Annotated in this window: 24 protein-coding genes; 13 read left to right on the forward strand and 11 right to left on the reverse strand. The window is 32.7% G+C overall.

The window, feature by feature from the left end:
• Positions 1–223 precede the first annotated feature (223 nt).
• From clpX to L3X39_RS01120, 6 genes are all read right to left on the reverse strand, one after another.
• Positions 224–1,456 (reverse strand): ATP-dependent Clp protease ATP-binding subunit ClpX, encoded by a 1,233-nt coding sequence (gene clpX, locus L3X39_RS01095; protein WP_237229526.1) that lies wholly within the window; start codon positions 1,454–1,456, stop codon positions 224–226.
• A gap of 73 nt (positions 1,457–1,529) precedes the next feature.
• On the reverse strand, positions 1,530–2,204 hold the full coding sequence (gene clpP / locus L3X39_RS01100) for an ATP-dependent Clp endopeptidase proteolytic subunit ClpP (RefSeq protein ID WP_237229527.1): 675 nt from the start codon (positions 2,202–2,204) through the stop codon (positions 1,530–1,532).
• A gap of 143 nt (positions 2,205–2,347) precedes the next feature.
• On the reverse strand, positions 2,348–3,676 hold the full coding sequence (gene tig / locus L3X39_RS01105) for a trigger factor (RefSeq protein WP_237229528.1): 1,329 nt from the start codon (positions 3,674–3,676) through the stop codon (positions 2,348–2,350).
• Between the two features lie 86 nt (positions 3,677–3,762).
• Entirely contained in the window at positions 3,763–4,122 is a 360-nt protein-coding gene (locus tag L3X39_RS01110) for a phage holin family protein (protein ID WP_237229529.1), read from the reverse strand.
• A gap of 32 nt (positions 4,123–4,154) precedes the next feature.
• Positions 4,155–4,919 (reverse strand): alpha/beta fold hydrolase, encoded by a 765-nt coding sequence (locus L3X39_RS01115; protein WP_237229530.1) that lies wholly within the window; start codon positions 4,917–4,919, stop codon positions 4,155–4,157.
• Positions 4,919–5,632 carry a pyridoxine 5'-phosphate synthase gene (locus tag L3X39_RS01120; protein ID WP_237229531.1) on the reverse strand — a complete coding sequence of 238 codons (714 nt, stop codon included), beginning with the start codon at positions 5,630–5,632 and terminating at the stop codon, positions 4,919–4,921. The genes L3X39_RS01115 and L3X39_RS01120 overlap by 1 nt, the downstream gene beginning before the upstream one ends.
• An 89-nt stretch (positions 5,633–5,721) precedes the next feature.
• Here L3X39_RS01120 and L3X39_RS01125 point away from each other — a divergent pair, with 89 nt between their 5' ends.
• The 8 genes from L3X39_RS01125 (at position 5,722) to murI (ending at position 13,908) form a co-directional block, all read left to right on the forward strand.
• The gene (locus tag L3X39_RS01125; protein ID WP_237229532.1) at positions 5,722–6,381 is read left to right on the forward strand and encodes a CBS domain-containing protein; all 660 of its coding nucleotides are present in this window, start codon (positions 5,722–5,724) and stop codon (positions 6,379–6,381) included.
• 4 nt (positions 6,382–6,385) lie between these two features.
• On the forward strand, positions 6,386–7,270 hold the full coding sequence (locus L3X39_RS01130; RefSeq protein WP_237229533.1) for an NAD kinase: 885 nt from the start codon (positions 6,386–6,388) through the stop codon (positions 7,268–7,270).
• A gap of 99 nt (positions 7,271–7,369) precedes the next feature.
• The gene (gene porG / locus L3X39_RS01135) at positions 7,370–8,056 is read left to right on the forward strand and encodes a type IX secretion system protein PorG (protein ID WP_237229534.1); all 687 of its coding nucleotides are present in this window, start codon (positions 7,370–7,372) and stop codon (positions 8,054–8,056) included.
• A 1-nt stretch (position 8,057) separates the two neighbouring features.
• Positions 8,058–8,798, forward strand: coding sequence for an undecaprenyl pyrophosphate synthase (gene uppS / locus L3X39_RS01140; RefSeq protein WP_237229535.1), 741 nt, complete (start codon positions 8,058–8,060; stop codon positions 8,796–8,798).
• Positions 8,731–11,382 (forward strand): outer membrane protein assembly factor BamA, encoded by a 2,652-nt coding sequence (gene bamA, locus L3X39_RS01145; protein ID WP_237229536.1) that lies wholly within the window; start codon positions 8,731–8,733, stop codon positions 11,380–11,382. The genes uppS and bamA overlap by 68 nt, the downstream gene beginning before the upstream one ends.
• Before the next feature lie 168 nt (positions 11,383–11,550).
• Positions 11,551–12,534, forward strand: coding sequence for an OmpH family outer membrane protein (locus L3X39_RS01150; protein ID WP_237229537.1), 984 nt, complete (start codon positions 11,551–11,553; stop codon positions 12,532–12,534).
• Between the two features lie 27 nt (positions 12,535–12,561).
• Positions 12,562–13,062 carry an OmpH/Skp family outer membrane protein gene (locus tag L3X39_RS01155; protein WP_237229538.1) on the forward strand — a complete coding sequence of 167 codons (501 nt, stop codon included), beginning with the start codon at positions 12,562–12,564 and terminating at the stop codon, positions 13,060–13,062.
• A gap of 66 nt (positions 13,063–13,128) precedes the next feature.
• On the forward strand, positions 13,129–13,908 hold the full coding sequence (gene murI / locus L3X39_RS01160) for a glutamate racemase (RefSeq protein WP_237229539.1): 780 nt from the start codon (positions 13,129–13,131) through the stop codon (positions 13,906–13,908).
• A gap of 119 nt (positions 13,909–14,027) precedes the next feature.
• Here the strand turns inward: murI and L3X39_RS01165 are convergent, their stop codons facing one another.
• From L3X39_RS01165 to L3X39_RS01175, 3 genes are all read right to left on the reverse strand, one after another.
• Entirely contained in the window at positions 14,028–14,543 is a 516-nt protein-coding gene (locus tag L3X39_RS01165) for a gamma carbonic anhydrase family protein (RefSeq protein WP_237229540.1), read from the reverse strand.
• Positions 14,544–14,665: 122 nt separating this feature from the next.
• Complete coding sequence (locus L3X39_RS01170) at positions 14,666–15,400, reverse strand: LytR/AlgR family response regulator transcription factor (protein WP_237229541.1); 735 nt, start codon at positions 15,398–15,400, stop codon at positions 14,666–14,668.
• Positions 15,401–17,521: a histidine kinase gene (locus tag L3X39_RS01175; RefSeq protein WP_237229542.1), complete on the reverse strand. Its 2,121-nt coding sequence runs from the start codon at positions 17,519–17,521 to the stop codon at positions 15,401–15,403.
• 268 nt (positions 17,522–17,789) lie between these two features.
• On the opposite strand from L3X39_RS01175, the gene L3X39_RS01180 reads away from it, so the two are divergent.
• Entirely contained in the window at positions 17,790–18,947 is a 1,158-nt protein-coding gene (locus L3X39_RS01180; protein WP_237229543.1) for a vWA domain-containing protein, read from the forward strand.
• Between the two features lie 34 nt (positions 18,948–18,981).
• Here L3X39_RS01180 and L3X39_RS01185 read toward each other — a convergent pair whose 3' ends face one another.
• Entirely contained in the window at positions 18,982–19,986 is a 1,005-nt protein-coding gene (locus tag L3X39_RS01185) for a PorP/SprF family type IX secretion system membrane protein (RefSeq protein ID WP_237229545.1), read from the reverse strand.
• Between the two features lie 175 nt (positions 19,987–20,161).
• Between L3X39_RS01185 and L3X39_RS01190 the strand changes: the two genes are divergently transcribed.
• From L3X39_RS01190 to L3X39_RS01205, 4 genes are all read left to right on the forward strand, one after another.
• A complete protein-coding gene (locus L3X39_RS01190) occupies positions 20,162–21,064 on the forward strand; it encodes a NifU family protein (protein WP_237229547.1) in 903 nt (300 codons plus the stop codon).
• Positions 21,065–21,219: 155 nt separating this feature from the next.
• The gene (locus L3X39_RS01195; protein ID WP_237229548.1) at positions 21,220–23,256 is read left to right on the forward strand and encodes a thioredoxin domain-containing protein; all 2,037 of its coding nucleotides are present in this window, start codon (positions 21,220–21,222) and stop codon (positions 23,254–23,256) included.
• Positions 23,253–23,606 carry a DUF1304 domain-containing protein gene (locus tag L3X39_RS01200; RefSeq protein ID WP_237229549.1) on the forward strand — a complete coding sequence of 118 codons (354 nt, stop codon included), beginning with the start codon at positions 23,253–23,255 and terminating at the stop codon, positions 23,604–23,606. The genes L3X39_RS01195 and L3X39_RS01200 overlap by 4 nt, the downstream gene beginning before the upstream one ends.
• A gap of 86 nt (positions 23,607–23,692) precedes the next feature.
• Positions 23,693–24,508, forward strand: a complete 816-nt coding sequence (locus L3X39_RS01205) for a mechanosensitive ion channel family protein (RefSeq protein ID WP_237229550.1) — start codon at positions 23,693–23,695, stop codon at positions 24,506–24,508.
• On the opposite strand, the gene tsaB is transcribed toward L3X39_RS01205, so the two are convergent.
• Positions 24,505–25,176, reverse strand: a complete 672-nt coding sequence (gene tsaB, locus L3X39_RS01210) for a tRNA (adenosine(37)-N6)-threonylcarbamoyltransferase complex dimerization subunit type 1 TsaB (protein WP_237229552.1) — start codon at positions 25,174–25,176, stop codon at positions 24,505–24,507. The two genes, L3X39_RS01205 and tsaB, sit on opposite strands and share 4 nt — an antisense overlap.
• Position 25,177 lies beyond the last annotated feature (1 nt).

Below are 25,177 nucleotides of genomic sequence, written 5' to 3' on the forward strand. Positions count from 1 at the left end.
TTTTAAATTCGATTAAGTGTTTGCTTAAAAGTTTTTAAACGAGTATTTCGTCTTATTATCTAAAAGCCAAAAAATCGGTTGCATACGTTTAAGTTTAACAATACTTTTGGTTAAGAATAATGAAAGAATTACAATTTACCATAATGTTCATTGTTAATTAATATCCATAAAAAATAAAACCACGCCATTGGCGTGGTTTTTTTATGTCTACAAACAACAGTACTTACGAAACCGCCTTCAATTTCTTTAATGTTGTTTTTGTTAACTTATCCTCAGCATAGGTTTTAGTAACATTTAACTTTTTCTCGTCACTACTTGGTAATTCAAACATCGCATCGGTTAAAATTTCTTCACATAGTGATCTTAAACCTCTTGCTCCTAATTTATATTCAATCGCTTTACTAACAATAAAATCTAAAGCTCCATCAGTAATGGTGAAGTTTATATTATCCATTTCAAACAACTTTTTATATTGTTTAATAATGGCGTTTTTAGGCTCTGTTAGTATAGCTCTTAATGTATCTGCATCTAGCGGATCCATATACGTTAATACTGGTAAGCGACCTATAATTTCAGGAATAAGCCCAAAGTCTTTTAAATCTTTTGGGATGATATATTGCAACAGATGATTTTGGTCTACAACCTCATCAGACATTGCGGCATTGTAACCAACTGCCTGCATATTTAAACGCTTGGAGATGACGCGCTCGATACCATCAAAAGCTCCACCAGCAATAAACAAAATATTTTCTGTATTAACTTCTATAAATTTCTGATCTGGATGCTTACGACCACCTTTGGGTGGAACATTTACAACCGTACCTTCTAATAATTTTAATAAAGCCTGTTGTACCCCTTCACCAGATACATCTCGTGTTATGGATGGGTTATCGCTTTTTCGAGCAATCTTATCAATTTCATCGATAAAAACAATGCCTTTTTCAGCCTTCTCTAAATTATAATCAGCCGCTTGTAGTAAACGTGTTAGTATACTTTCTACATCTTCACCAACATAACCAGCTTCAGTTAAAACCGTGGCATCCACAATAGCTAATGGTACATTGAGCATTTTAGCAATAGTTTTAGCCATTAATGTTTTTCCCGTACCGGTTTGCCCAACCATGATGATATTGCTTTTCTGAATATCAATATCGTCCTTCGTTACTGGCTGAAGCAATCTTTTGTAATGATTGTATACGGCAACTGACATGACTTTTTTAGTCATATTCTGACCGATGATATATTCATCAAGAAAGGCTTTAATTTGTTGAGGTTTGCGAAGTTTTAATTCGGCAGATAAATCGCTGCTATCATTTTGTTTAGATTCTTCGATAACAATGCCGTGGGCTTGTTCTATACACCTATCACAAATATGCGCATCTAGTCCTGCTATTAATAAGTTCGTCTCTGGTTTTTTACGACCACAAAACGAACATTCTAGTTCTTCCTTTGCCATTAATCTAATTTATTTTGGGAGTAAAATCATTACAAATCCCTCTATAACAATTCTTAAAATTACTAATTTTTATTTAATTACGAGCCAAAATCTCATCAATCATGCCATATTCCTTGGCTTTATCGGACTTCATCCAGTAATCTCTATCACTATCTTCGTACACTTTGTCGTAATCTTGACCTGTATGCTTACTTATAATTTTATAAAGCTCTTCTTTTAAAACTAAAATTTCTCTAGCTGTAATTTCAATATCACTTGCTTGCCCTTGAGCACCACCCATAGGCTGATGTATCATCACTCGAGAATGTGTTAAGCCACTGCGCTTTCCTTTTTCTCCTGCACATAATAACACAGCACCCATAGATGCTGCCATTCCTGTACATATAGTAGCAACATCTGGTTTTATAAACTGCATAGTATCATAAATTCCCAAACCTGCATACACACTTCCACCAGGTGAATTGATATAAATTTGAATGTCTTTAGTAGCATCTGTACTTTGTAAAAACAACAGTTGTGCTTGAATTATATTAGCTACTTGGTCATTTATTGCAGTCCCAAGGAAAATGATTCTATCCATCATCAAACGAGAGAACACATCGAAAATAGCAATGTTCATTTGACGCTCTTCAATTATATTTGGGGTTAGGTTGGTTGGGTACATACTACTTATTATTTTGTTATAATATGTACTGCTTATACCTTGATCTTTTATCGCGAATTTTTCAAATTCTTTTGCGTAATCCATAATCTGATTTAAATTTTATTTTGATTAAACTCTTGACTTACATCAAGATACGTTAAAATCGGTTTTTAATAAGGTTTCCATTGAATAAAAAAGCGCTTAAATCTCAAGATTTAAGCGCTTAAATATAAGCATTTATTCTTTACTTATTTGTCACCGTAAACTTCTTTAACAAAGTTTTCGTAACTCAATTCTTTAACTTTAAGATTTGCTTTTTCCTTGTAAAGTGCAAGGAGCTTTTGACTAATAAGTTGTTCTGAAATACGTCGTGCTTCATCTTGATTTGATAATACGCGAGCAGCAATATCATCTAATTCTTTATCTGAAGGATTCATCTGACCAAATTGAGCCATTTGAGCTTTAATCATTTGTCTAGCATGATTTTTAATATCATCCATAGTTATTTGAATGTTATTTTCTTCAATTAACTTACCCTCAATTAATTGGTAACGTAAACTTTTTTCAGATTTTTGATATTCTTCTTTAGCTTGATCTGCATCCATTTCTTGCTCACCTGCAGTTTGCATCCATTTTGTTAAAAATTCTGATGGTAAATCAAACTTTGTGTTTTCAACTAAATACTCAGTTACATCGTTTAACAATTTTTGATCTGCTTGCTGAACAAATTGCTTTTCAGCATCTTCTTTTATTTTAGCCTTTAATTCGGTTACTGATGTTACAGTTCCTTTTCCAAAAAGCTTATCAAATAATTCCTGATCTAAATCTGCTAATTCGCGTTGGTTAATTTCAGTAATTTCAAAATTAACTTCAATATCTAAACCATGAATATCATCATGACTCAATTTTAAAGCATGCATTAATTCATGCTCGTCATCATAAAGCCCTTTAGTTTTTAAAGTAATAACATCACCAACTTTAGCACCAACAAATTGTTTTGCCGTAGACTTTCCCTTAAACTTATCTAAAGTAATAGTTACCGTATTATTAATCTCTTTTTCTTCGTTAGTAAAAGTTCCTGTGATTTCACTATCTTTTTCAACAGTTTTTTGAGAAACTAGTTTCCCGTATTGCTTTTGAATACGCTCAATTTGCTCTTTTAGCATTTTATCATCTGCAATGATATTGTATTGAGTTATAGCTTTTTTACTTTTTAAATTTACCTCAAATTCTGGAGCTAAACCTAATTCAAATTCAAAAGAAAATTTATCAGCTTCCCAATCTATTTCATCTTGAGTCTTTGGTAATGGTTGCCCTAGTACGTCTAACTTTTCTTCAGTTAAATATTTATTTAAAGCATCCTGTAAAAGCTTATTTACCTCATCAACCAGTACAGCTTTCCCATATTGCTTTTTTACCATACCCATTGGCACATGGCCTTTTCTAAAACCAGGGATGTTTGCTGTTTTACGATAATCTGTTAAGATTTTCTCTACTTTATCGCTATAATCTTCTTTAGCGATATCTACTTTTACTACAGCATTTAATGCATCAACGTTTTCTCTTGTAATATTCATTTTAAATATCGATTCTTTTTTTAACCAAAATTGGGATGCAAAAATAGTATATTTTTACATCCCAACAAAGTTTTTAATAGCTTGATTTATAGCTGTTTTTTATCCTCTTTTAAAAGCGAATGCAACATAGATTGCAGGACCGAAAGTAGTATACTAAACAATACCGCTGTCCAAATACTGCTTACTGCAAATCCATCTATTAATTTATCGGCTAATAAAATTATTAAGGCGTTTATTATTAATAAAAACAATCCTAAGGTAACGATGGTTATCGGCAAGGTTAAAATAACCAATATAGGTTTTACTAGTACATTTAAAACTGCCAAAACAACTGCCACAATAATAGCATTTACATACACATCACCCGACAAGGTTACACCAGGTAAAAAATAAGCCAAAATAAACACTGCCAAAGCAGTTAAAAGTAATTTTAGAATAAAATTCATAAGTTAAAGTTTCAATAAAAATACAAAATAAATTAAGAAACAAACCGTATTACTGCATCGAAAAAATCGTTTGGATTTTCCGCATGCAACCAATGACCTGCATTTGAAATTGTTACAATTTTTGCTTTTGGAAAATGTCTTTTTATAATGCTTTCATCACCAACTCCAATATATTCAGATCGGTCACCCCGCAAAAACAAGGTGTCTTTTTCAAAAACGGCATGATTTGGAAGAGGTTCACCAACTTCACTCACTTCTTCTTTTAATATCTCCAAGTTCATACGCAATCCTAATTGTCCCTTTTCTACCCAATAAAGGTTTTTTAATAAAAATTGGCGCGTGCCAAAATCGGAAACATATTCACTTAACACTTTATCTGCTTCACCTCTACTTTTTATAGTATCAAAATCCAAAGCACTTAATCCGTTCAAAATAGCATCATGATGGACTGGGTAAAAACGAGGTGATATATCAGCAATCAATAATTTTGAAACTAAATCTGGATATTCTGCGGCAAACAACATAGCAGTTTTTCCACCCATAGAATGCCCTAGCAGAATAATATCATTTAAATCATGCAGATCACAGTAATTTTTTAAATCTTTAACAAGAGCTTCGTAATTGAACTCGTTACTCCAAAAGCTTCTTCCATGATTGCGCTGGTCTATTAAATGCACCTCAAACCCTTGTTCACTAAATTGAGCTCCAAGTGTTTTCCAGTTGTCGCTCATACCTAAAAATCCATGAAGAATAACAAAGGGACTACCTTCTCCCAATATATTTGAATGTAACTGCATTATTTAAGTTTGTGTAAATACATTTGAATAACGTTTTCAACTCCTAAATAGAGGCTTTCTGCCACCAAAGCATGCCCAATTGAAACCTCTAATAAATTAGGGATATTATCTTTAAAAAACTTAATATTATCTAACGATAAATCATGACCTGCGTTAATACCCAAGCCCAAATTATTAGCTAATTGAGCACTTTCAAAATAAGGTTTTATAGCATCCTTGTTACCTAAACTATACTGATGTGCAAAAGCTTCTGTATATAATTCTATTCTATCTGTTCCTGTTGCTTTAGCACCTTCTATTTGTTTTAAAACAGGATCCACAAAAATAGATGTTCTTATTCCGTTTTGTTTAAACTCTTTAATAATGTCAATCAAAAAATCCTTATGTTTTAACGTATCCCAACCGGCGTTACTGGTTATAACATCTTCTGCATCGGGCACCAAAGTAACCTGAGTTGGTTTAACTTCTAAAACTAACTTCATAAAAGATGCGATAGGGTTACCTTCAATATTGTATTCGGTATAAACTTCAGATTTTAAATCTCTTGCATCTTGATATCGAATATGACGTTCATCTGGCCTAGGGTGTATAGTAACGCCTTCGGCTCCAAAACGTTGTACATCTTTAGCGAATTGAACAACATTTGGCACATCGCCTCCTCTAGAATTTCTTAATGTTGCTATCTTATTAATATTAACACTTAACTTTGCCATTTAACAAATTTTAAAAGACAAAAATACAAAGTAGAACAGGCATACATAGCTTTTTTTTGATTAATTTGCACTTGTATTAAAACACAACAATGAAACTTTCGGAACTTATAATAAATGATATAAAGCCTTTAAACAGTAAAAGCAAAGTCAGCGATTTGCAATTACTTTTTAATCAGTTAACATTTTCCCACATCCCTGTAAAAGATGATAACAAAGCATATTTAGGGTGTTTTTCTGAAACCGACGCACATTGTTTTGATGCTGAAAAATCCCTCAACGAGTACAAATATGCCCTAGAAGATTTTTTCGTGCGTGATAATACACTTTGGCTTGATGTTTTGGAGGCTTTTGCTGTAAATTCCACAAATGTAATGCCTGTATTAAATGAGAGAAATAAGTATTTAGGCTATTACGAGCTTAACGATGTTATTAGCTTATTCAGCGAATCGCCTTTTTTCTCTGAAGCTGGAGGTATTTTGGTTGTAGAAAAAGGAATAAACGATTATTCATTTAGTGAAATAAGTCAGATTGTAGAATCTAATGACGGTAAACTGTTAGGCGCTTTTGTTTCTAAAATGAATACCGATTTAGTTCAAATCACATTAAAAATTGGCCATACTGGGCTTAACGAAATTATACAAACCTTCAGAAGATACAGTTATAATATCGTTTCTGGTCATGAAGAAGATAGTTATATTGAAAGTTTGAAGGAACGTTCAGAATATTTAAAACGCTATTTAAACATTTAATAATATGAAGGTAGCTGTTTTTGGAAGATTTTATAACAAGACCACCAGTGACTCGGTTGAAACTCTTTTTAATTATTTAACTAAAAAAGATGTTGACGCCTATATTGAAACCGAGTTTTACAACCTTATAAAAAACGAATCACATAATATTAAAGATTTTGAGGCATTTAAAGTTTTTGATACGTTAGACGCTTCATTTGACTTGTTGGTAAGTGTTGGTGGTGATGGTACTATTTTAAGAGCCATTACTTTTGTAAAAAATATAGACATTCCAATAATAGGCATTAATACTGGAAGGCTAGGCTTTTTGGCAACCATTCAAGTAGAAGCTATTGAGTTTGCAATACAAAACATTATTGATGGTAAGTATAAAATATCCGAACGCAGTTTATTAGCTATAGAAACAACTCCCGAGAATGACGATATTACGTCATTTAATTTTGCATTAAACGAGATTGCGGTAAGCAGAAAAAATACAACTTCTATGATTACTGTTGAAACTTATTTAGATGGTGAGTTTTTAACATCATATTGGAGTGATGGCTTAATAGTTTCAACACCAACAGGTTCAACTGGTTATTCTTTAAGCTGTGGCGGCCCTGTAATTACTCCAGGAGCAAATAGCTTTGTTTTAACACCAATAGCACCGCATAACTTAAGTGCTCGCCCACTGATTATACCAGATTCAACAGAAATTCAATTAAGAGTCGACGGACGAGAAGAACAACATTTAGTATCGTTAGACTCTAGAATAGCCACATTAAATAATGGTACTTTAATTAAAATTAAAAAGGCTAATTTTAAAATTAAGATGATTGACCTTATTGATGAAAGCTTTTTAGCGACCCTTCGAAAGAAACTACTATGGGGCGAAGACAAGCGTAATTAAACAATAATTCAAAAGAAAATCTGTTTTACACTAATACTATTGGGTTCAAATTGTTTTGGGCTAATCTTATTTATTATATTTGCAAACTTTTGAATATTTATGAGGCATTTAATCATATTGACATTAAGCATTTTAAGCGTCCATTTTAGTTACTCCCAAATTAATGAAATCGGTGTTTTTGCAGGTGGAAGTAATTTTATTGGAGACGTTGGGGCAACAAATTATATTTCGCCCAACCAATTGGCTATAGGCGGTATTTACAAATGGAATAGAAGTAAAAGACACTCGTACAGAGCATCTATAATTTTTAGCGAACTGGAAGGTATAGATACGAATTCAGACGACCCTCGTCGAATTCAAAGAGGTTATGAATTTTCAAGTCAAATTATAGAGTTTTCAATGGGTATAGAATTCACTTTTATTGACTTTAATCTTCACACAGGTGAAAAGCTAGGAACTCCTTATTTATTTACAGGGGTTAGTGTAGCTAATCATGATAATCATTACTTTTTAAATGGCTCTCAAACTCCAGAAAACACCGCAAGTTGGGCTTATGGAATACCCATGGCATTGGGGTTTAAAACTAATTTTTTAGGAAATTTTATTTTAGGTATTGAGGTTGGAGCACGCTACACGTTTTCAGATGAATTGGATGGAAGTATTCCTGATGATAAATTCAGACAACAATACCGCTTTGGAAATATAAATAATAACGATTGGTATGTGTTCTCTGGTATTACACTTACTTATACCTTTGGAGAAAACCCTTGCTATTGCGTAGAATAAGATGGACTTAAAAGACAGCATACATATTGAAAAGTTACCAAAACACATTGCTATTATTATGGATGGTAATGGGCGTTGGGCAAAACAAAAAGGTATGATGCGGGCTTTTGGTCATGAAAATGGAACCAAAGCAGTAAGACAAACGGTGGAGGCATCAGCAGAATTAGGCGTTGAAAATTTAACGCTTTATGCATTCTCAACCGAAAACTGGAACCGCCCAAAATTGGAGGTTCAAACTTTAATGAAACTGTTAGTGTCATCCTTAAAAAAGGAAATCGCTACTCTTCAGGACAATAACATTAAACTTTCAGCAATTGGTAACTTAAGCACACTTCCAAAAAAAGTTTATAAAGAGCTTTTTGAGGTCATTGATAAAACAAAACACAACACTAGAATGACATTAACGCTTGCGTTAAGCTATGGTTCTAGAGAAGAAATACTAAATACTGTTAAAGAGATTAGCATTAAAGTTAAAAATAATATAATTTCGCCCGAAAATATTGAAGAATCAATTATAAATGAGCATCTTTACACGCAAAATTTACCAGACGTGGATTTGCTTATTAGAACTAGTGGCGAGCAACGTATAAGTAATTTTTTGTTATGGCAAATCGCTTACGCCGAATTATACTTTACTAGTGTATTATGGCCCGATTTTACCAAGCAACATTTATATGAAGCTATTATTGAATATCAAAAAAGAGAACGACGATTTGGGAAAACAAGTGAACAACTTAGTTAATACTTTACCAGTAAAAACATATTTAAAGTACTGCATAGCTATTTTATTTTTCGCAGGAAGTTTTAGTATTCAAGCTCAAGATTTACCATACATTGAAGGTAAAAAGTACACATTAGGAGACATCTCGGTTTCTGGAAATACTACATTTAGCGAGCAAACCATCATTACTTATTCAGGATTAAGAAAAGGAAAGGAAATGACCATTCCTGGTGAAGATATTGCCAATGCCATTAAAAAACTATGGGGTTCCAAACTATTTAATGATATAGAAGTATACATTACAAAAATAGAAGGCGATGTCGCTTACTTACAAATAAGACTCTCTGATTTACCTCAACTTAACGAGTTAAAAATTAATGGTATAAAAAAAGGTAAAAAAGAAAGTATTATAAAAGAAGCTAAACTTAATAAAGGTGTTAAGGTTACAGAAAACCTTATAACAACGACTAAAAACTTTTTAGAAAAGAAATATAAAAAAGAAGGTTTTTTAAACTCAAAAGTACTTATTAATACCGTAGAAGTTAAAGACTCTGTGCAAACAGCAAGAGTTAATATGGTACTAAACATTGATAAAGGTGAAAAGGTAAAGATTAAGAATATTGTTTTTGATGGCAATGATGTTTTAAGTGATAAAAAGCTTAGAAAAGCTATGAAAAACACTAAAAAAATTAATCGCCTTAGAATTTTAAAACGTTCAAAATTTATTGACTCCGCTTATCAAGCAGATTTAGGTCATGTTATTGAAAAGTATAAAGAAAATGGCTATAGAGATGCTCGTATTATTTCTGATAGTGTTATTATAAACAATGATGAAACCATCTCATTACGAATTAAAGTTAATGAAGGTGAGTTATATAAATTTGGTGACATTACGTTTATAGGTAATACGGTGTATTCAAATGAATTTTTAAGCAGGCTTTTACGTATTAGAAAAGGAGACACTTATAATGGTGTTGAATTACAAAAAAGAATAGCAGACAATACCAAACCAGATGCTTTTGACATAACAAACCAATATCAAAATAACGGTTACTTATTCTCAACCATAAACCCTGTTGAAGTAAGTGCCGATAATAATATTATTGATATTGAGGTTAGAATTTCTGAAGGTAAGCCCGCATATTTCAACAATGTATCGGTTATTGGAAATGATAAAACAAACGACCATGTAATTTACCGAGAAATACGTACAAGACCCGGGCAATTATATAGTAAAGCAAATGTAGTGCGTACGGTAAGAGAGCTTGGTCAACTTGGTTTTTTTGACGCTCAAGAAATTTCACCAAACTTCATAAACCCAAATCCGGTTGAAGGTACTATCGATATGGAATACTCGGTTAAAGAAACGGGGTCTAGCCAAATCGAGCTACAGGGTGGTTATGGTGGCGGTGGTTTTATAGGAACTTTAGGATTATCCTTTAACAATTTTTCTATAAAAGACATCTTTAAAAAAGAGGCCTACAAACCAATCCCTATGGGTGATGGTCAAAAATTAGCATTACGTTTACAAGCTAGTAGATTTTTTCAAACCTATAGTTTTTCTTTCTCCGAACCATGGTTAGGCGGTAAACGTCCCGTTCAGTTTTCAACGTCCTTATCCCATACCAAACAGTTTTTATATAACCCTCTTACCAGAAATGCCGATAAGAGTAGAAGTTTTAACATTACTGGTATTACGTTTGGTTTAGCAAAACGATTAACAGTTCCTGATGATTATTTTACGCTATCTCAAGCTATAAGTTTTCAACGTTACGATTTAAATAATTACAACACAGGTTTATTCACCTTTGGTGATGGTTATTCCAATAACTTATCTTATACAGTAGGATTAAGTCGAAATAACACCAGTGTAGACCCTATTTATCCTACTGGCGGATCAAATTTCAGCATTACTGGAAAATTTTCATTACCATATTCGCTATTTAACGGTGTAGATTATGATGCACTTCAGGCAGAACGCGAAGCAAATAGTATTATTTCAGCAGATCCTAATAACTCTCTGTTAGCTCGTACAAATGCAACCACCAGAATTACTGAAATTGATCAAGAACGTTATAAGTGGTTAGAATTTTATAAAGTAAAATTCTCTGGCGAATGGTATACCCAAATAGCGAAAGATTTAGTATTAAGACCAAAAGTTGAATTTGGATTTTTAGGGGCTTATAATAATGCAAGAGGTGTTATTCCTTTTGAGCGTTTCTTTGTTGGTGGTGATGGCTTAGGTAACTATAGTTTAGATGGTAGAGAAGCCATTCAATTGCGTGGTTACCCAAATCAATCGTTATCAAGTACTGATGGAGGTACTATCTATAATAAGTTTTCTTTAGAATTACGTTATCCTATCACCTTAAAAGCTTCAGCTAAAATTTATGCCTTAGGATTTTTAGAAGGCGGTAATTCGTTTGATGTTTTTAGAGATTATAATCCGTTTAACCTTAAACGATCTGCTGGAATAGGACTTCGTATTTTTATGCCTGCCTTTGGATTGCTAGGTATTGATTTTGGTCATGGTTTTGATCCTTTACCAGGTGGCACGGTAAAAAATGGTTGGGAAACTCATTTCATTATTGGTCAACAATTTTAATCAAAAAAATATTTTGGCACGATATTTTCTATTAACCCAATGATGTTTTGCATGAGAATTAAAATTTTTAAGATTAAAATTCGTTAATTTTGAAGATAGTATTCAAAAAGGCAGTAAAATGCTGTCATTTTAGAATTTATATGTTGATAAATTATAAAATATAAACAGATGCAAAATAAAGTTCTTTTTTTACTGATATTAGTTTTTACGCTAAGCCTATCTTCATTTGCACAACGCGGAGTTAGGATTGGTTATATAGATACTGAATATATTTTAGAAAATGTTCCAGAATATCAAGAGGCAACTGCACAGTTGAATGAAAAAGCTGTAAAATGGAAGAATGAAATTGACGAGAAATTAGCTGTAATTGAACAAAAACGAAAAGACCTAAGTAACGAAAAAGCCCTTTTAACAAAAGAGCTTATTGAAGAACGTGAAGAGGATATAAATTTTGAAGAACAAGAAATTTTAGATTATCAGCAGAAACGTTTTGGTCCTAATGGCGATTTATTTATTCAGAAGAAGCAATTGATGCAGCCCATACAAGATCAAATATTTGCTGCAGTTCAGGATTTAGCTGAAGGCAGAAAGTATGATTTTATTTTTGATAAGTCATCTGATGCTGTTATGCTGTTTTCAGCAAGACAATTTGATTTAAGTGAGCAAATTTTAAGAAGTATCACTAGAGCTTCAAAACGCAACCAGGTGCAATCAAAAGCAGAAAGAAAAGCTGCCGAAGAAGAAGAGTTAATTCCTGAGATTAATTATGAACTTGAAGCTAGAGAAAAAGCATTAGAAGAAAAGAAAGCTGAACGCGAAAGTGCTATTGAAAAAGCAAGACAAGAAAAACTAGAGGCTCGAGCTGCGAAAGTAAAAGCCGCGGAAGAAAGACGTCAAAAAATATTAGAAGAACGCGAAAAAGCAAAACAAGATAAACTTGATGCTAGAAATAACGCTAACGATGAAACAGGAGGTGAAACGGAAAAAGTGGATGAAGCAAAATCTGAAACAAAAACAAAAGCACAACTAATAGAGGAAAATAGACAAAAGAAATTACAAGAAAGAGAAGCGAGAAAAAAAGCGCTTGAAGATAGAAAAAAGAAAATATTAGAAGAACGTCAAAAAGCAAAAGACAGTACAAACAACAATTAAATTTATAACACATTAATACTATTTAAAATGAAACATTTAAAAACTATTTTATTAGCAACTGCATTATGCATTGGAACTATAAGTTTTACTCAAGCACAAAGCAAAATTGCACATATAAATACACAAGAATTAATTGCAGCAATGCCAGCAGCTAAGGCGGCACAAGCTGAAATTGAAGCCTTAGGTAAAACATATCAAACGGATATTCAAGCTTCTATTACAGAATACCAAAACACGGTAAAACAATACGAAGCTGAGGCTGCAACTAAAACCGATGAAGAAAACCAAAAAAGAGGTTTAGATTTGCAAGAAAAGCAACAACGTATTCAACAATTTAGAGCGGATGCTCAACAAGATTTAGCTAAAAAAGAAGCTGAGTTGTTTAAACCAATTCAAGAACAAGCTATGAAAGCTATTAATGAAGTAGCTAAAGAACAAGGGTTTCAATATGTTTTAGACAGAGCAACTTTAATAGTTGCTGATGGAAAAGATATTTTAGCTGATGTAAAGAAAAAATTAGGCATCTAATTTAATTTTTAAATAAATATATTTAAGCTGTCTTTTACAAGGCAGCTTTTTTATTTTTGTTATAATATGAACTCAAACCCTATTGGTATTTTTGATTCTGGAGTTGGTGGCACCTCAATTTGGAAAGAAATTCATGCCCTTTTACCACAAGAAAATACGTTGTATTTAGCTGATAGTGCTAATGCTCCATACGGACCAAAAGGGAAAGATGCCATAATAGATTTAAGTATTAAAAACACTGAATACTTAATTAACAAAAACTGTAAACTTATTGTTGTTGCCTGTAATACAGCCACCACAAACGCCATAGATTTTTTAAGAAACACTTACCAAATGCCATTTATAGGTATTGAACCTGCCATAAAACCTGCCGCTTTGCAAACACAAACTCATGCTGTTGGTATTTTAGCAACTCGAGGCACTTTAACTAGTGCTTTGTTTTCAAAAACATCGGGGTTATTTGCCAGTAATATTAAAGTTATTGAGCAGCATGGTGATGGTATCGTTGAACTTATCGAAGCCGGTAAATTATTTTCCGAGGAAATGAGGTCACTTTTAGAAGTCTACCTTAAGCCCATGCTAGATGCTAATATTGATTACTTGGTTTTAGGTTGTACTCATTACCCCTATTTAATGCCTTTACTTTTAGAACTGTTACCAAACCATGTAAAAATTATAGATTCTGGTGAAGCTGTAGCGCGACAAACAAAAGCAATTTTAGAAAAGCATGATTTATTAAATTCGGGTTTTACCAAATCTAAAAACGAATTTTTTACAAACGGAGACCCAAAGGTGATGCAATCGCTTTTAGGTGGTAAATTTAAAGTAGACTATTTAGCTTTTTAAACGCAAATTTTGCGTTAGGGATTGCAGTGGATAGCTTTTGGCGAGGTGAGCACTGAGCCAAAACTAATAACGAAAAGCCCGACCTGATCCTGAACTTGTTTCAGGATAAAGGTAGCGCCCTACTCTTTAAACCAACCCGCATATTTTATATAATTATTAGCGATTCGGTCGATTTCACCCGAGATTAATTCTTGACTTATATCTTTTACTTTTTTGGCTGGAACACCTGCATAAATACTTCCAGCCTCAACATGTGTGTTTTGAGTGACTACGGCTCCTGCGGCAATAATACTATTGCTTTCGACGATGCAACCATCCATAATAATACTGCCCATACCCACTAAAACGTTATCATGAATGGTGCAACCATGTACTAACGCGTTATGACCTATGGATACGTTATTACCAATAGTTGTGGCCGATTTTTGATAGGTACCGTGAATAACAGCACCATCCTGTATATTAACTTTGTTTCCCATTTTGATGAAGTTTACATCGCCGCGAACTACGGCACTAAACCATACACTACATTGATTTCCCATAGTTACCTCGCCAACAATAGTGGCGTTTTCGGCAATGAAACAATCATTTGGGATAACTGGTGATTTTCCTCTAACGGATTTTATTATTGGCATTTTTTTGATTTTTAGATGACTGTCCGTACGAGTTTTTCTGAAAGAAAAGTATTGAGAACTTTTGTTAGTTGCTTCTCGATACTTCCTGATTTAAAAATCAGGATACTCGAAGTGACAAATTTTTATTTAAAATAAGATAATAATTCTGATTTTTTTGAGGCAGAAACCATAATTTCTTTCCCAGTGTTAAGTACAACGCTTCCTCCTTTTCCTTTTACGTATTTTATCACATGGCTAATATTTACCAAATATGATTTATGTACCCTTGCAAAACCAGATTCGGATAAAATATCCTCGAAATGTTTTAAGGTTTTGCTTACTACTTTCTTTTTATTGTTGTTGAGATAAATTTCGGTATAATTATCATCGGCTTTACAATACAAAATTTCTGAAGTATCAATCACTTCAAAACCATCTAAATGCGGTATGGTTATTTTGCCATTGACACTATTTGTTTTTGGAATAAGCACTTGATTTTGGAGTGCCTCCTCTTTAGTTTTAATTTCAGTTACATAATCAACCGCTTTTATTAACTGATCGATAGAAATGGGTTTCATTAAATAATAAGAAGCATGTGCATTTAAAGCATCTATTGCGTAATGATTGTATGCCGTTACAAAAATAGTTTCAAAATTAATATCACCTACTTTGTCAAGTAAATCAAAGGCATTGCCATAAGGCATTTCTACATCAAGAAACACTAAATCTAAATCGTTATTACGTATTAAAACCAAAGCTTCATCAACATTTGAAGCCTCACCTAAAACAGTTACATTAGGGCAGTACTTTTTAAGATAGTTTCTTAAAATATCTCTACTGGTTTCTTCGTCTTCGACTATTATGGAGGTTAGTTTCATCTAGTCCTTTTTTAGAGTTACTACAACTTTAGTTCCTGTGTCTTCTTCATCTTGGAAGTCATCAATAAACACATCTACTTTGTCCCTATACATATCATTTAAAATGGCAACTCGCTTTTTTATATTTCCCATGCCTTTTGAGTTTTGTTTTTGCTGATTTTCGGTTTTTAATGCTTTGGATTTTTCTCTTCCGATACCGTCATCGGCTATAGTGATTTTGATTTCATCAGGTTTGTTTTGAGTAATATTAATAGTTAATTGCCCTTTGGATTTTTTATATCTTAAACCATGCCAAACGGCATTTTCGATATAAGGCTGCAATAACATGGGTGGAATTACAAAATCTTCAACCTTTATGTTTTCATCAACCTTTATAGTATAATCGAATTTATCTTGAAATCTAAAATGTTCCAATTTGGTGTATAATTGCAATAACTCGATTTCCTTTTCCAAAGGAATAAAATCTTGTTCACTATTCTCTAACACAGCTCGCATAAGTAATGAAAAGTCTGTTAAATATTTGTTGGCGGTTCGTTCATCATTAGAAGCTATAAAACTATTTACTGAATTTAGCGCATTAAAAATAAAATGCGGATTCATTTGACTGCGTAAGCTTTTAAGTGCCAACAAATTATTCGCCAACCGTTGCTGCTTAATATATTTAAACATTAAAAAAGCCGTGATTAATAACAGTAAAACACCTCCAATTAATGAATAAATAATCAGTTTTTGACGCTTAGCCTGTTCAATAGATAGCTCGTATTTACTCTCTGATAATTCTCTGTCGCTTTCTAAACTTGAAATACGGTTTTGTTTGCTTATAATATCTTTACTAAACCGAGCTGCTTGAGATATTTCTTGTTCTTTTTTTGCATAAAGTTTATCTACTAATTCTACATAATCTTGATAGGCCAACAAAGCTTTATCAAACTGTCCAGCATCACGATATACTTCCGATAACTTTCTAGTGGCATCTTTTTGTACAATTAAATCTGATTTAATATCGGCTTCTACAATACTCTTTTGGAGATAGGAAATCGCATTTGGGAAATCTCTTTGAGACGCATAGGCATTCCCTATTTTATAGTTTTGCTTTTGTGGCGTTAAAGGGCTTTCGTTTTCTAAAACCGAGTCGCTTTCTATTTCACTTATAGTATTTAGAGCCTCTTTTCTTAACTCAATCTCATCTGAAAAGTTATTATTTTCATTCTCAAAATCGGCTACCTTAATTTTTTCTTCTACCGCTCTCGTTTGGTTCTCTGTATTAGCTAATTGCATAGATTTATTAAAAAACCCTTTAGCTTTTTGAGTTTCTCCTTTGGCGTTATATGCTTGAGCAATTTTGGAGTTTAAATCGGTAATTTTAGGGGTTATAAGATGCTTTTTTGCAACATTTAAACCTTCTTGGTATGCATCAATAGCTAATTGATATGCTTTAGTTGAAAAATGTACATCTCCAAGCCCTTCGTATAATTCTATTAGTTGCCAATTGGTTAACTCATTCTTTTTTATCGCATTATAAACTTCTAAACTCTCTTGGTAGTTTTTATTTAGCCTATAAGCTTTAGCCAGTTTTAATCTAACAGCATTACCGTCTCTACTTTGCAAACTTATTCTGTAGTTTGAAACTGCTAAATCGTATTGTTTCCAAAACAAGTACACATCGCCTAAAACCTCATAAGCTTCACTGTTTTCTTTTGCAGAAGTACTCTCGGTGAGCGCATCGCCTATAAACTGTATACTCTTTTTAGCATCCTTTTTTAAGTAGACTTCAGCGGAATCAATCAACGGTTTGAAAGATTCTAACCTTGTGCTAGAAGTTTTTCTGAGTTTAGAGTATTTAGTCTCTTCTTTGTTAGGTTGCACCTCTACCTTTATACGTTCACTGCTTTGTATGGTATAGTAAACAGTTTCGAAATCTTTATGTCTGATTGTAAGCTCATCACCTCTTCTAGCTTCAATTCTAAAATCTCCAAACATATCGGTTGTGGTATAAGCACCACCATTAACTTCAATATTTACATTTGAAATAGGTTTTTTTGTATCACTTTCTATAACCGAACCACGAACCGTAAATTTAGGCTCTTGATTTAAAAGTCCATTATTGTCTTGCGCAAACATTAGAACGGTGTTTATCGACAAACATAAAACCCAAATGTATTTTAAAACTGACTGCATAGGTTATTAAATAATGCTAAACTTACGCACTTTACTTGGTATATTAAAATGTCGATTTTACAATTTACTAGCTTTTTTATCCCTAAAAACCTTGCTCACTAACTTAAAAGGATGGTTTACTCAATGAGATGATTACTTTACTCATTCTGCTTTTTTTAAGAAATAATATGCCTATAGTTTTATGGCATAAATCAAAAAAAGCGAAAAAATAATGAAAACATCAATTAAAAAAATCTTATTCTGTTGTACACTAATCGCATTTATTTCGTGCAACGCCAAAAACAAAAAGCAAGTTGTCGCCTATAATGACGCCAAAACGGTTCATCCTGAACCTAGTAAACAATTTATCAAAGTCGCATTATTATTGGACACCAGTAATAGTATGGATGGGTTAATAGACCAGGCTAAAGCACAACTGTGGGATATTGTAAACGAGTTATCGTATGCTAAATGTGGTGTTAAAAAACCCAATCTACAAATTGCATTGTACGAATATGGTAATGACAGGTTACATAGTAATGAAGGCTATATAAGACAAGTTTTAGCCTTCAGTGATGACCTAGATGAAATCTCAAAAGAGCTATTTTCATTAACCACTAATGGTGGTGAAGAATATTGCGGGCAAGTGATACAAACATCTTTAAACCAATTAAATTGGGGAAAAAATCCTGATGATTTAAAGCTTATTTTTATAGCTGGAAACGAACCCTTTACCCAAGGTAAAATAAACTATAAAGATGCCTCGACAAATGCTAAAGAAAAAGATGTAACCATTAATACTATTTTTTGTGGTGATTATAATCAGGGAGTTTCAAGCTATTGGAAAGACGGAGCCCAATTAACCAATGGCGATTATATGGCAATTAATCAAAACCGTAAAACGGTACATATTGTTTCGCCATACGATGATGAGATTTTAATTTTAAATCAAAAATTAAATAAAACCTATGTGATTTATGGTTCTATAGGAAGACAAAAATTAGCGTTACAGGCAGAGCAAGACTCAAACGCTGGATCTTACAGTAAAGCTAATGCTGTAAAAAGAACCGTAAGTAAAAGTTCTCATTTATACAAAAACCAAACTTGGGATTTAGTGGATGCCGAAGCTCAAAACGAAGTGGTAATTGAAGACTTAAAAGACGATGTACTTCCTGATGAATTAAAAGGAAAAACAAAGGAAGAAATTAAAACCTATATTGATAGTAAAAGAAAAGAACGCGAAGCAATTCAAAAACAAATTCAAGAATTAAATGCAAAACGTATAGATTATATTTCTAAACAAAATAAAGAAACTACACACGGCTTAGAAAATGCCATGGTAAAAGCTATTAAAGAACAGGCTAAAAAGAAAAAATACACATGGAACTAAAAAAAGAGGCTCGTTACGAGCCTCTTTTTGTTTTTTAATTAACCGCTGGACATTTACAATCAAATCGCTCTCGTCTGCAATTAAAATTATATCCCAATGTTAATTGATGAAAACCTCCGTTGGTAAATACCACCGAATTTGTTTGATAGGTATAATTGTATGCAAACATAAAATCGTTATAGTTAACACCTAAAATAGGTGAAATTTGCTGAAGTTTTTGACTACTAATAGTGTTATTGCTCGATAAATATTCTGCACCATCTAGACTTTGTCTATAAGACAATCCACCCCAAAGTGTACCAAATTCCATCTGCTTATATACTTTGGCGTTTAAATCGATAGTTGACTCTTTAGTTCCATCTTTGTATTGAAACATTACAGAAGGCTCATAACTCCAAGAGCTACCTAACTTGCTAAATACATTTCCAACAGATAATAAATAACGTCTTAAATTACTTGTAATTTCTATATCATTATTTACTCCAGAGTTTTTTAAAACATTCTTCACCGTACCATGAGCATAAAAATCCAGGAAATGGTACGAAAACCCAAAATCAATATTAAAATTGGTTGCATTTTGCACAACACCATCAATTATAGGGTCTGGTCCATCAAACAAAAATGTAGTTTCGTCTAATTGATATTGAATAAATCCAGCACTCAAACCAAAAGAAAGCATATTTAAATCTACTTCATTTCTTGAAAACATTAAATGATGAGCATAGGTTACATAGGCTCCTTTTTGAGAGTGATATCCGTTTTTATCAGCATATAATATGGCTCCAATCGCCGATGGCGACTCGCCAATTCTTCCATTCATACTTAATGTTAAAAGTTTAGGAGCATCATCTTGTCCAAACCATTGCTGTCTTGCCGTTAATCTTACCTTAGAGCAATTAGCAACACCAGCCATAGAAGGGTGAATTAGATAATAATTATCAGTAAGGTAATCGGTGTATATAGGGAGTCCTTCTTGCGAAGTTCCTAAATAGGATATAAACACAAATAATCCAGTGATAATAATTCTTTTCAATTTCATAAATTTTATAACCAAGTAGGTATTGTTTATTATAAACGTGCTGATTTACAAAAAATTACACATAAAAAAAGACAAAATTTACATTCATCTCATAGCCGCTATATATGGGCAACAAAACCCAAATATATAAACAAGTAAGGGTTTCTTTTAGTATTTTTGTAAAAAATTAGTTGAAATGAGCACTTTCAAGGTTTCTGTGCAAGAAACAACAAATAATAACATCGTAAAATTCGAAGTAAATCAATTTGTAACTCAACACCAGAGCTTCGAATTTAATAATATTGACGAAGCAAAATCGTCGCCTTTGGCGCAACAATTATTTTATTTACCGTTTGTAAAAAAGGTTTATATTTCTGGGAATTTTATTGCAGTTGAACGTTATAATATTGTAGAATGGAATGATGTTCAAGATGAAGTTGCAGAACAAATTGAGGCATATTTAAATGATGGTGGTATTGTAGTTGAAGAAACTTCTTCTGCAAAAAAAGTGCCCGTAACAGTTTATGCTGAAAGTACACCCAACCCATCAGTGATGAAATTTGTTGCAAACAAAAAAATTGTAACAACGCTTTTTGAATTTACGTCTATTGATGATGCAAAACTATCTCCTTTAGCTACCGAGTTATTTCATTTTCCTTTTGTGAAAAGTATTTTTATTGATGAGAATTATGTGTCTATTACCAAATATGATATTGCCGAATGGCAAGACATTACTTTGGAGCTTCGAGAATTTATAAGAAGTTATATTGAAAACGGAAAAGAAGTAGTATTACCTAATGCTGCTGAAACACTGCAAAAATCTACTTCACAAGTAGACAGCCATTTTGAGTCTTTGGATGACACATCAAAAGAAATAGTAAATATACTTGAAGAATATGTAAAACCAGCGGTTGCAAGTGATGGTGGCAACATTCAATTCATATCGTACGATGCTGATAGCAAAAATGTAAGTGTCTTGCTACAAGGGGCTTGCAGTGGATGTCCTTCTTCAACCTATACTCTAAAAACGGGTATCGAAAATATGCTCAAACAAATGTTGCAGGGCAAAGTTGAAACGGTTGAAGCTATAAATGGTTAAAAAACACTTATAAAATAAATACAAAAAGCGTTCATATACTGAGCGCTTTTTTTATGGTTAATTTTCGCTAACTTTGAATGATGAGGCCATTACAAATAATTTTATTTCCCTTTTTTATTTTAATTATTAGCTGCAAAGGTCAGAACTCAAAAACTATGGAACATCAATATACCAACGAACTCATTAATGAAACTAGTCCATATTTACTGCAGCATGCTCATAATCCTGTAAACTGGAATCCTTGGAATGAAAAAACCTTAGCAAAAGCAAAATCTGAAAATAAATTAATTCTTATAAGTGTAGGTTATGCTGCATGTCATTGGTGTCATGTTATGGAGCATGAAAGTTTTGAAGACAGCTTGGTTGCACAGGTAATGAACAAAAACTTTATAAATATTAAAGTAGATAGAGAAGAACGTCCTGATGTAGACCAAGTGTATATGAATGCGGTTCAACTTATGACGGGTCATGGGGGTTGGCCTTTAAATGTTATTGCCTTGCCCGATGGGAGACCTATTTGGGGTGGAACTTATTTTAAAAAAGAACAATGGATAAGTGCCTTAGAGCAGATATCACAATTATATATTGACGACCCTAAAAAGCTTCGTGAATATGCTGGCAAACTTGAACAAGGTATTAAATCTTTGGATGTTGTAGAACTAAATACTAACGAACCCGTTTTTGAAGCCAGCTATATTGATGATGCAATAAAAAATTGGTCGAGGCAATTTGATAATAATTTTGGTGGGATGAATCGGGCTCCAAAATTTATGATGCCAAATAATTATCACTTTTTATTACGATACGCTTATCAAACTCATGATAAAAAAATACAAGAATATGTAAACCTTACACTAACAAAAATTGCCTATGGAGGTGTATACGATCACATCGGTGGCGGTTTTTCAAGGTATTCCGTTGATGCTAAATGGCATGTACCTCATTTTGAGAAAATGTTATATGATAATGGGCAGTTGGTAAGTTTATATTCTGACGCATACCTCATCACAAAAAATGAACTTTATAGAGATATTGTTGTTGAAACATTAGCCTTTATAAAACGTGATATGACTACTAGTAACGGCGCTTTCTATTCCTCTCTTGATGCAGACAGTATTAACCCTGAGGGCGAACTAGAAGAAGGTGCTTTTTATGTTTGGACCAAAGATGAACTTAAAACGCTTTTAAAAGAAGATTTCGAACTTTTTTCTGATTATTATAATGTAAATAATTTTGGCCATTGGGAGCACGATAATTATGTGTTTATTAGAAAAGATAACGATGCCACCATCATAAAGAAACATAAAATAACATTGGATACTTTAGTTGAAAAGAAAGCAACTTGGAAAAAAATACTCCTTGAGGTTCGTAACAAAAGACCCAAACCAAGACTGGATGATAAAACCTTAACATCATGGAATGCTATTATGCTTAAAGGCTATGTAGACGCATATCGGGTTTTTGGAGACCTTGATTATCTTGTTTCCGCTGAAAAAAATGCCAACTTTATAATTAATAATCAATTACGTGAAGATGGTGGTTTATACCATAATTATAAAAATGGCACTAGTTCCATTAATGGTTATTTAGAAGATTATTCCACTGTTATAGATGCCTTTTTAACACTTTATGAGAGCACCCTAAACGAAGTATGGCTTGATACTGCAAGAAACTTAGCTAATTATGCTTTTGATCATTTTTTTGACACTACTAGTAAAATGTTCTTTTTTACTTCCAATGAAGATCCATCATTAGTATCAAGAAGCATAGAATATCGTGATAATGTAATTCCTGCCAGCAACTCTATAATGGCAAAAAATTTATTCAAACTATCTCATTATTTTGATAATGAACATTTCAGTAATACAGCCATGACGATGCTAAATAATGTTAAGCCAGAAATGCAAGAATATCCATCGGGCTATTCAAACTGGTTTGATTTAATGTTAAATTATTCAAACCCTTTTTACGAAGTCGCCATTGTAGGTAAAGACGCAAAACAAAAAATAACAGAATTAAACAACACTTATATACCTAATAAACTTATTGCAGCCAGTACATCAGAAAACAAAATGCCTTTATTAGAGAACCGATATAATCCTGAAAAAACCTTAATTTACGTATGTGTAAACAAAGCATGCAAACTTCCTGTTTCCGAAGTTGAAGATGCTATAAGACTTTTAAAAGAATGACTTTACTAACAACCATTTTAATCGTAATAGTTGCCATCGAGCATGTCTATTTTTTGATTTTAGAAATGTTCTTTTGGACAAAACCCAAAGGCATTAAAACCTTCGACTTAAAATCAAAAGAATTTGCTGAAGAAACCAAAGTGTTAGCAGCCAACCAAGGACTTTATAATGGTTTTTTAGCGGCTGGAATCTTGTTTAGCCTAATTCAAAGCGATGCTAAAACGGCTATTTTCTTTTTAATTTGTGTAATTATCGCAGGTATTTATGGGGCTTATTCTACTAGAAAAATAAAATTGTTTTATGTTCAAGCTATTCCTGCAATTCTAGCATTGACAAGTTTTATTTTTTAGAATTTTAACATTTTATTCACGTTAATAATTTACTCAAAGCCCAAGTTAGCTTTAGTTTTGTATATTATAGATCGAAAATATAAAATATGGATTTAGAAAACGTAGACGCTGAAAAATGGATTGATTTAATTTTTAATTACGGATTAAAAATTATTGGAGCTTTAATTATTTGGATTATTGGCTCATGGGTAATTAAATTGATTTTAAAAGGCTTAAGAAAAGCCATGGAAAAAGCAGATTATGACATTAGTTTGAAAAAGTTTTTAATGAACTTGTTAAAATGGATTTTAAAAATTGTCTTAATAATAGTAGTTCTTGGTACTGTTGGCGTTGAAACCACATCTTTTGCCGCAATTTTAGCTGCAGCAGGTTTAGCTATTGGTTTAGCGCTTCAAGGCTCTTTAGGTAATTTTGCTGGCGGCGTTTTAATTATGATATTTAAGCCCTTTAAAATTGGCGATTTAATTGAAGCCCAAGGAGAAATAGGAGTGGTTAAGCAGATAGAAATATTTACAACAAAACTCACGGGACTTTCAAATAAAGAAATTATCATTCCTAATGGGTCTTTATCTAACGGAAATATAGTTAATTATTCTACAGAAGGAACACGCAGAGTTGATTTGATTTTTGGAGTTGGTTATGATTCTAATATTAAGAAAACTAAAGAGGTTTTAATGAATGTACTCACATCACATCCAAAAATATTAAAAGACCCAGCACCATCTGTTACCGTTATGGAATTAGCAGATAGCTCCATCAATTTTGCAGTAAGACCTTGGTGTGAAACAGCCGATTATTGGGCGGTATATTTTGATGTTACCGAACAAACTAAAGAAGCACTTGATGCCGCTGGTATAGATATTCCATATCCACATCAAGTTGAAATACGTAAAAATGCTTAAGCTTTAGGTTTTAAAGCCACAAAGTCTTTTAAATAGTACGGTTCAAAATAAGCGACATCTTCAAAGTCGCTTATTTTGTATTTATTAAATGCTAATAAACTCATATTATTGGCTGAAGGAAGTTTGTCTTCAATAAAAACAGCGTTTGGATTGTGAATTATACTTTTAGTTTTTTCTACACCGTTACCCACAAAATATACCTTACCATTGTTTAAATATTCTGAAAAAGTGGTTTCTTCTAAGATCTGTGCTTTAGTCTCTCTTATTTGCTGATAGTTTACGTCAAAAATAGCAGAGTAAACTTCCATACGTCTGGCATCTAACATGGCAATAATAATACCATCATCAATTTTAGCTTGATGTGCTAAAGCTTCTAAAGTTGGAATTGAAATTAAAGGGATACCTAAAGAAAAGCAAAGTCCTTTTGCAGCCGAAACACCAATACGTAAACCTGTATAAGAACCTGGGCCTTTACTTATTGCTATTGCATCAATTTCTTTGGGAGTAACTTTAGCCTCTCTTAAAACGGCATCAATATAAACATGAAGCCTTTCTGCGTGCGAATAGTTTTTATCATTATCCTCCTTTATAGCAATAGTTTTCCCATCCTTTGATAGGGATACTGAACAATTTGTGGTAGCCGTTTCTAAGTTTAAAATTAAGCTCAAT

It is taken from the genome of Flaviramulus multivorans (assembly GCF_021728415.1).
In the GTDB taxonomy this organism is placed as follows: Bacteria; Bacteroidota; Bacteroidia; order Flavobacteriales; family Flavobacteriaceae; genus Sabulilitoribacter; species Sabulilitoribacter multivorans.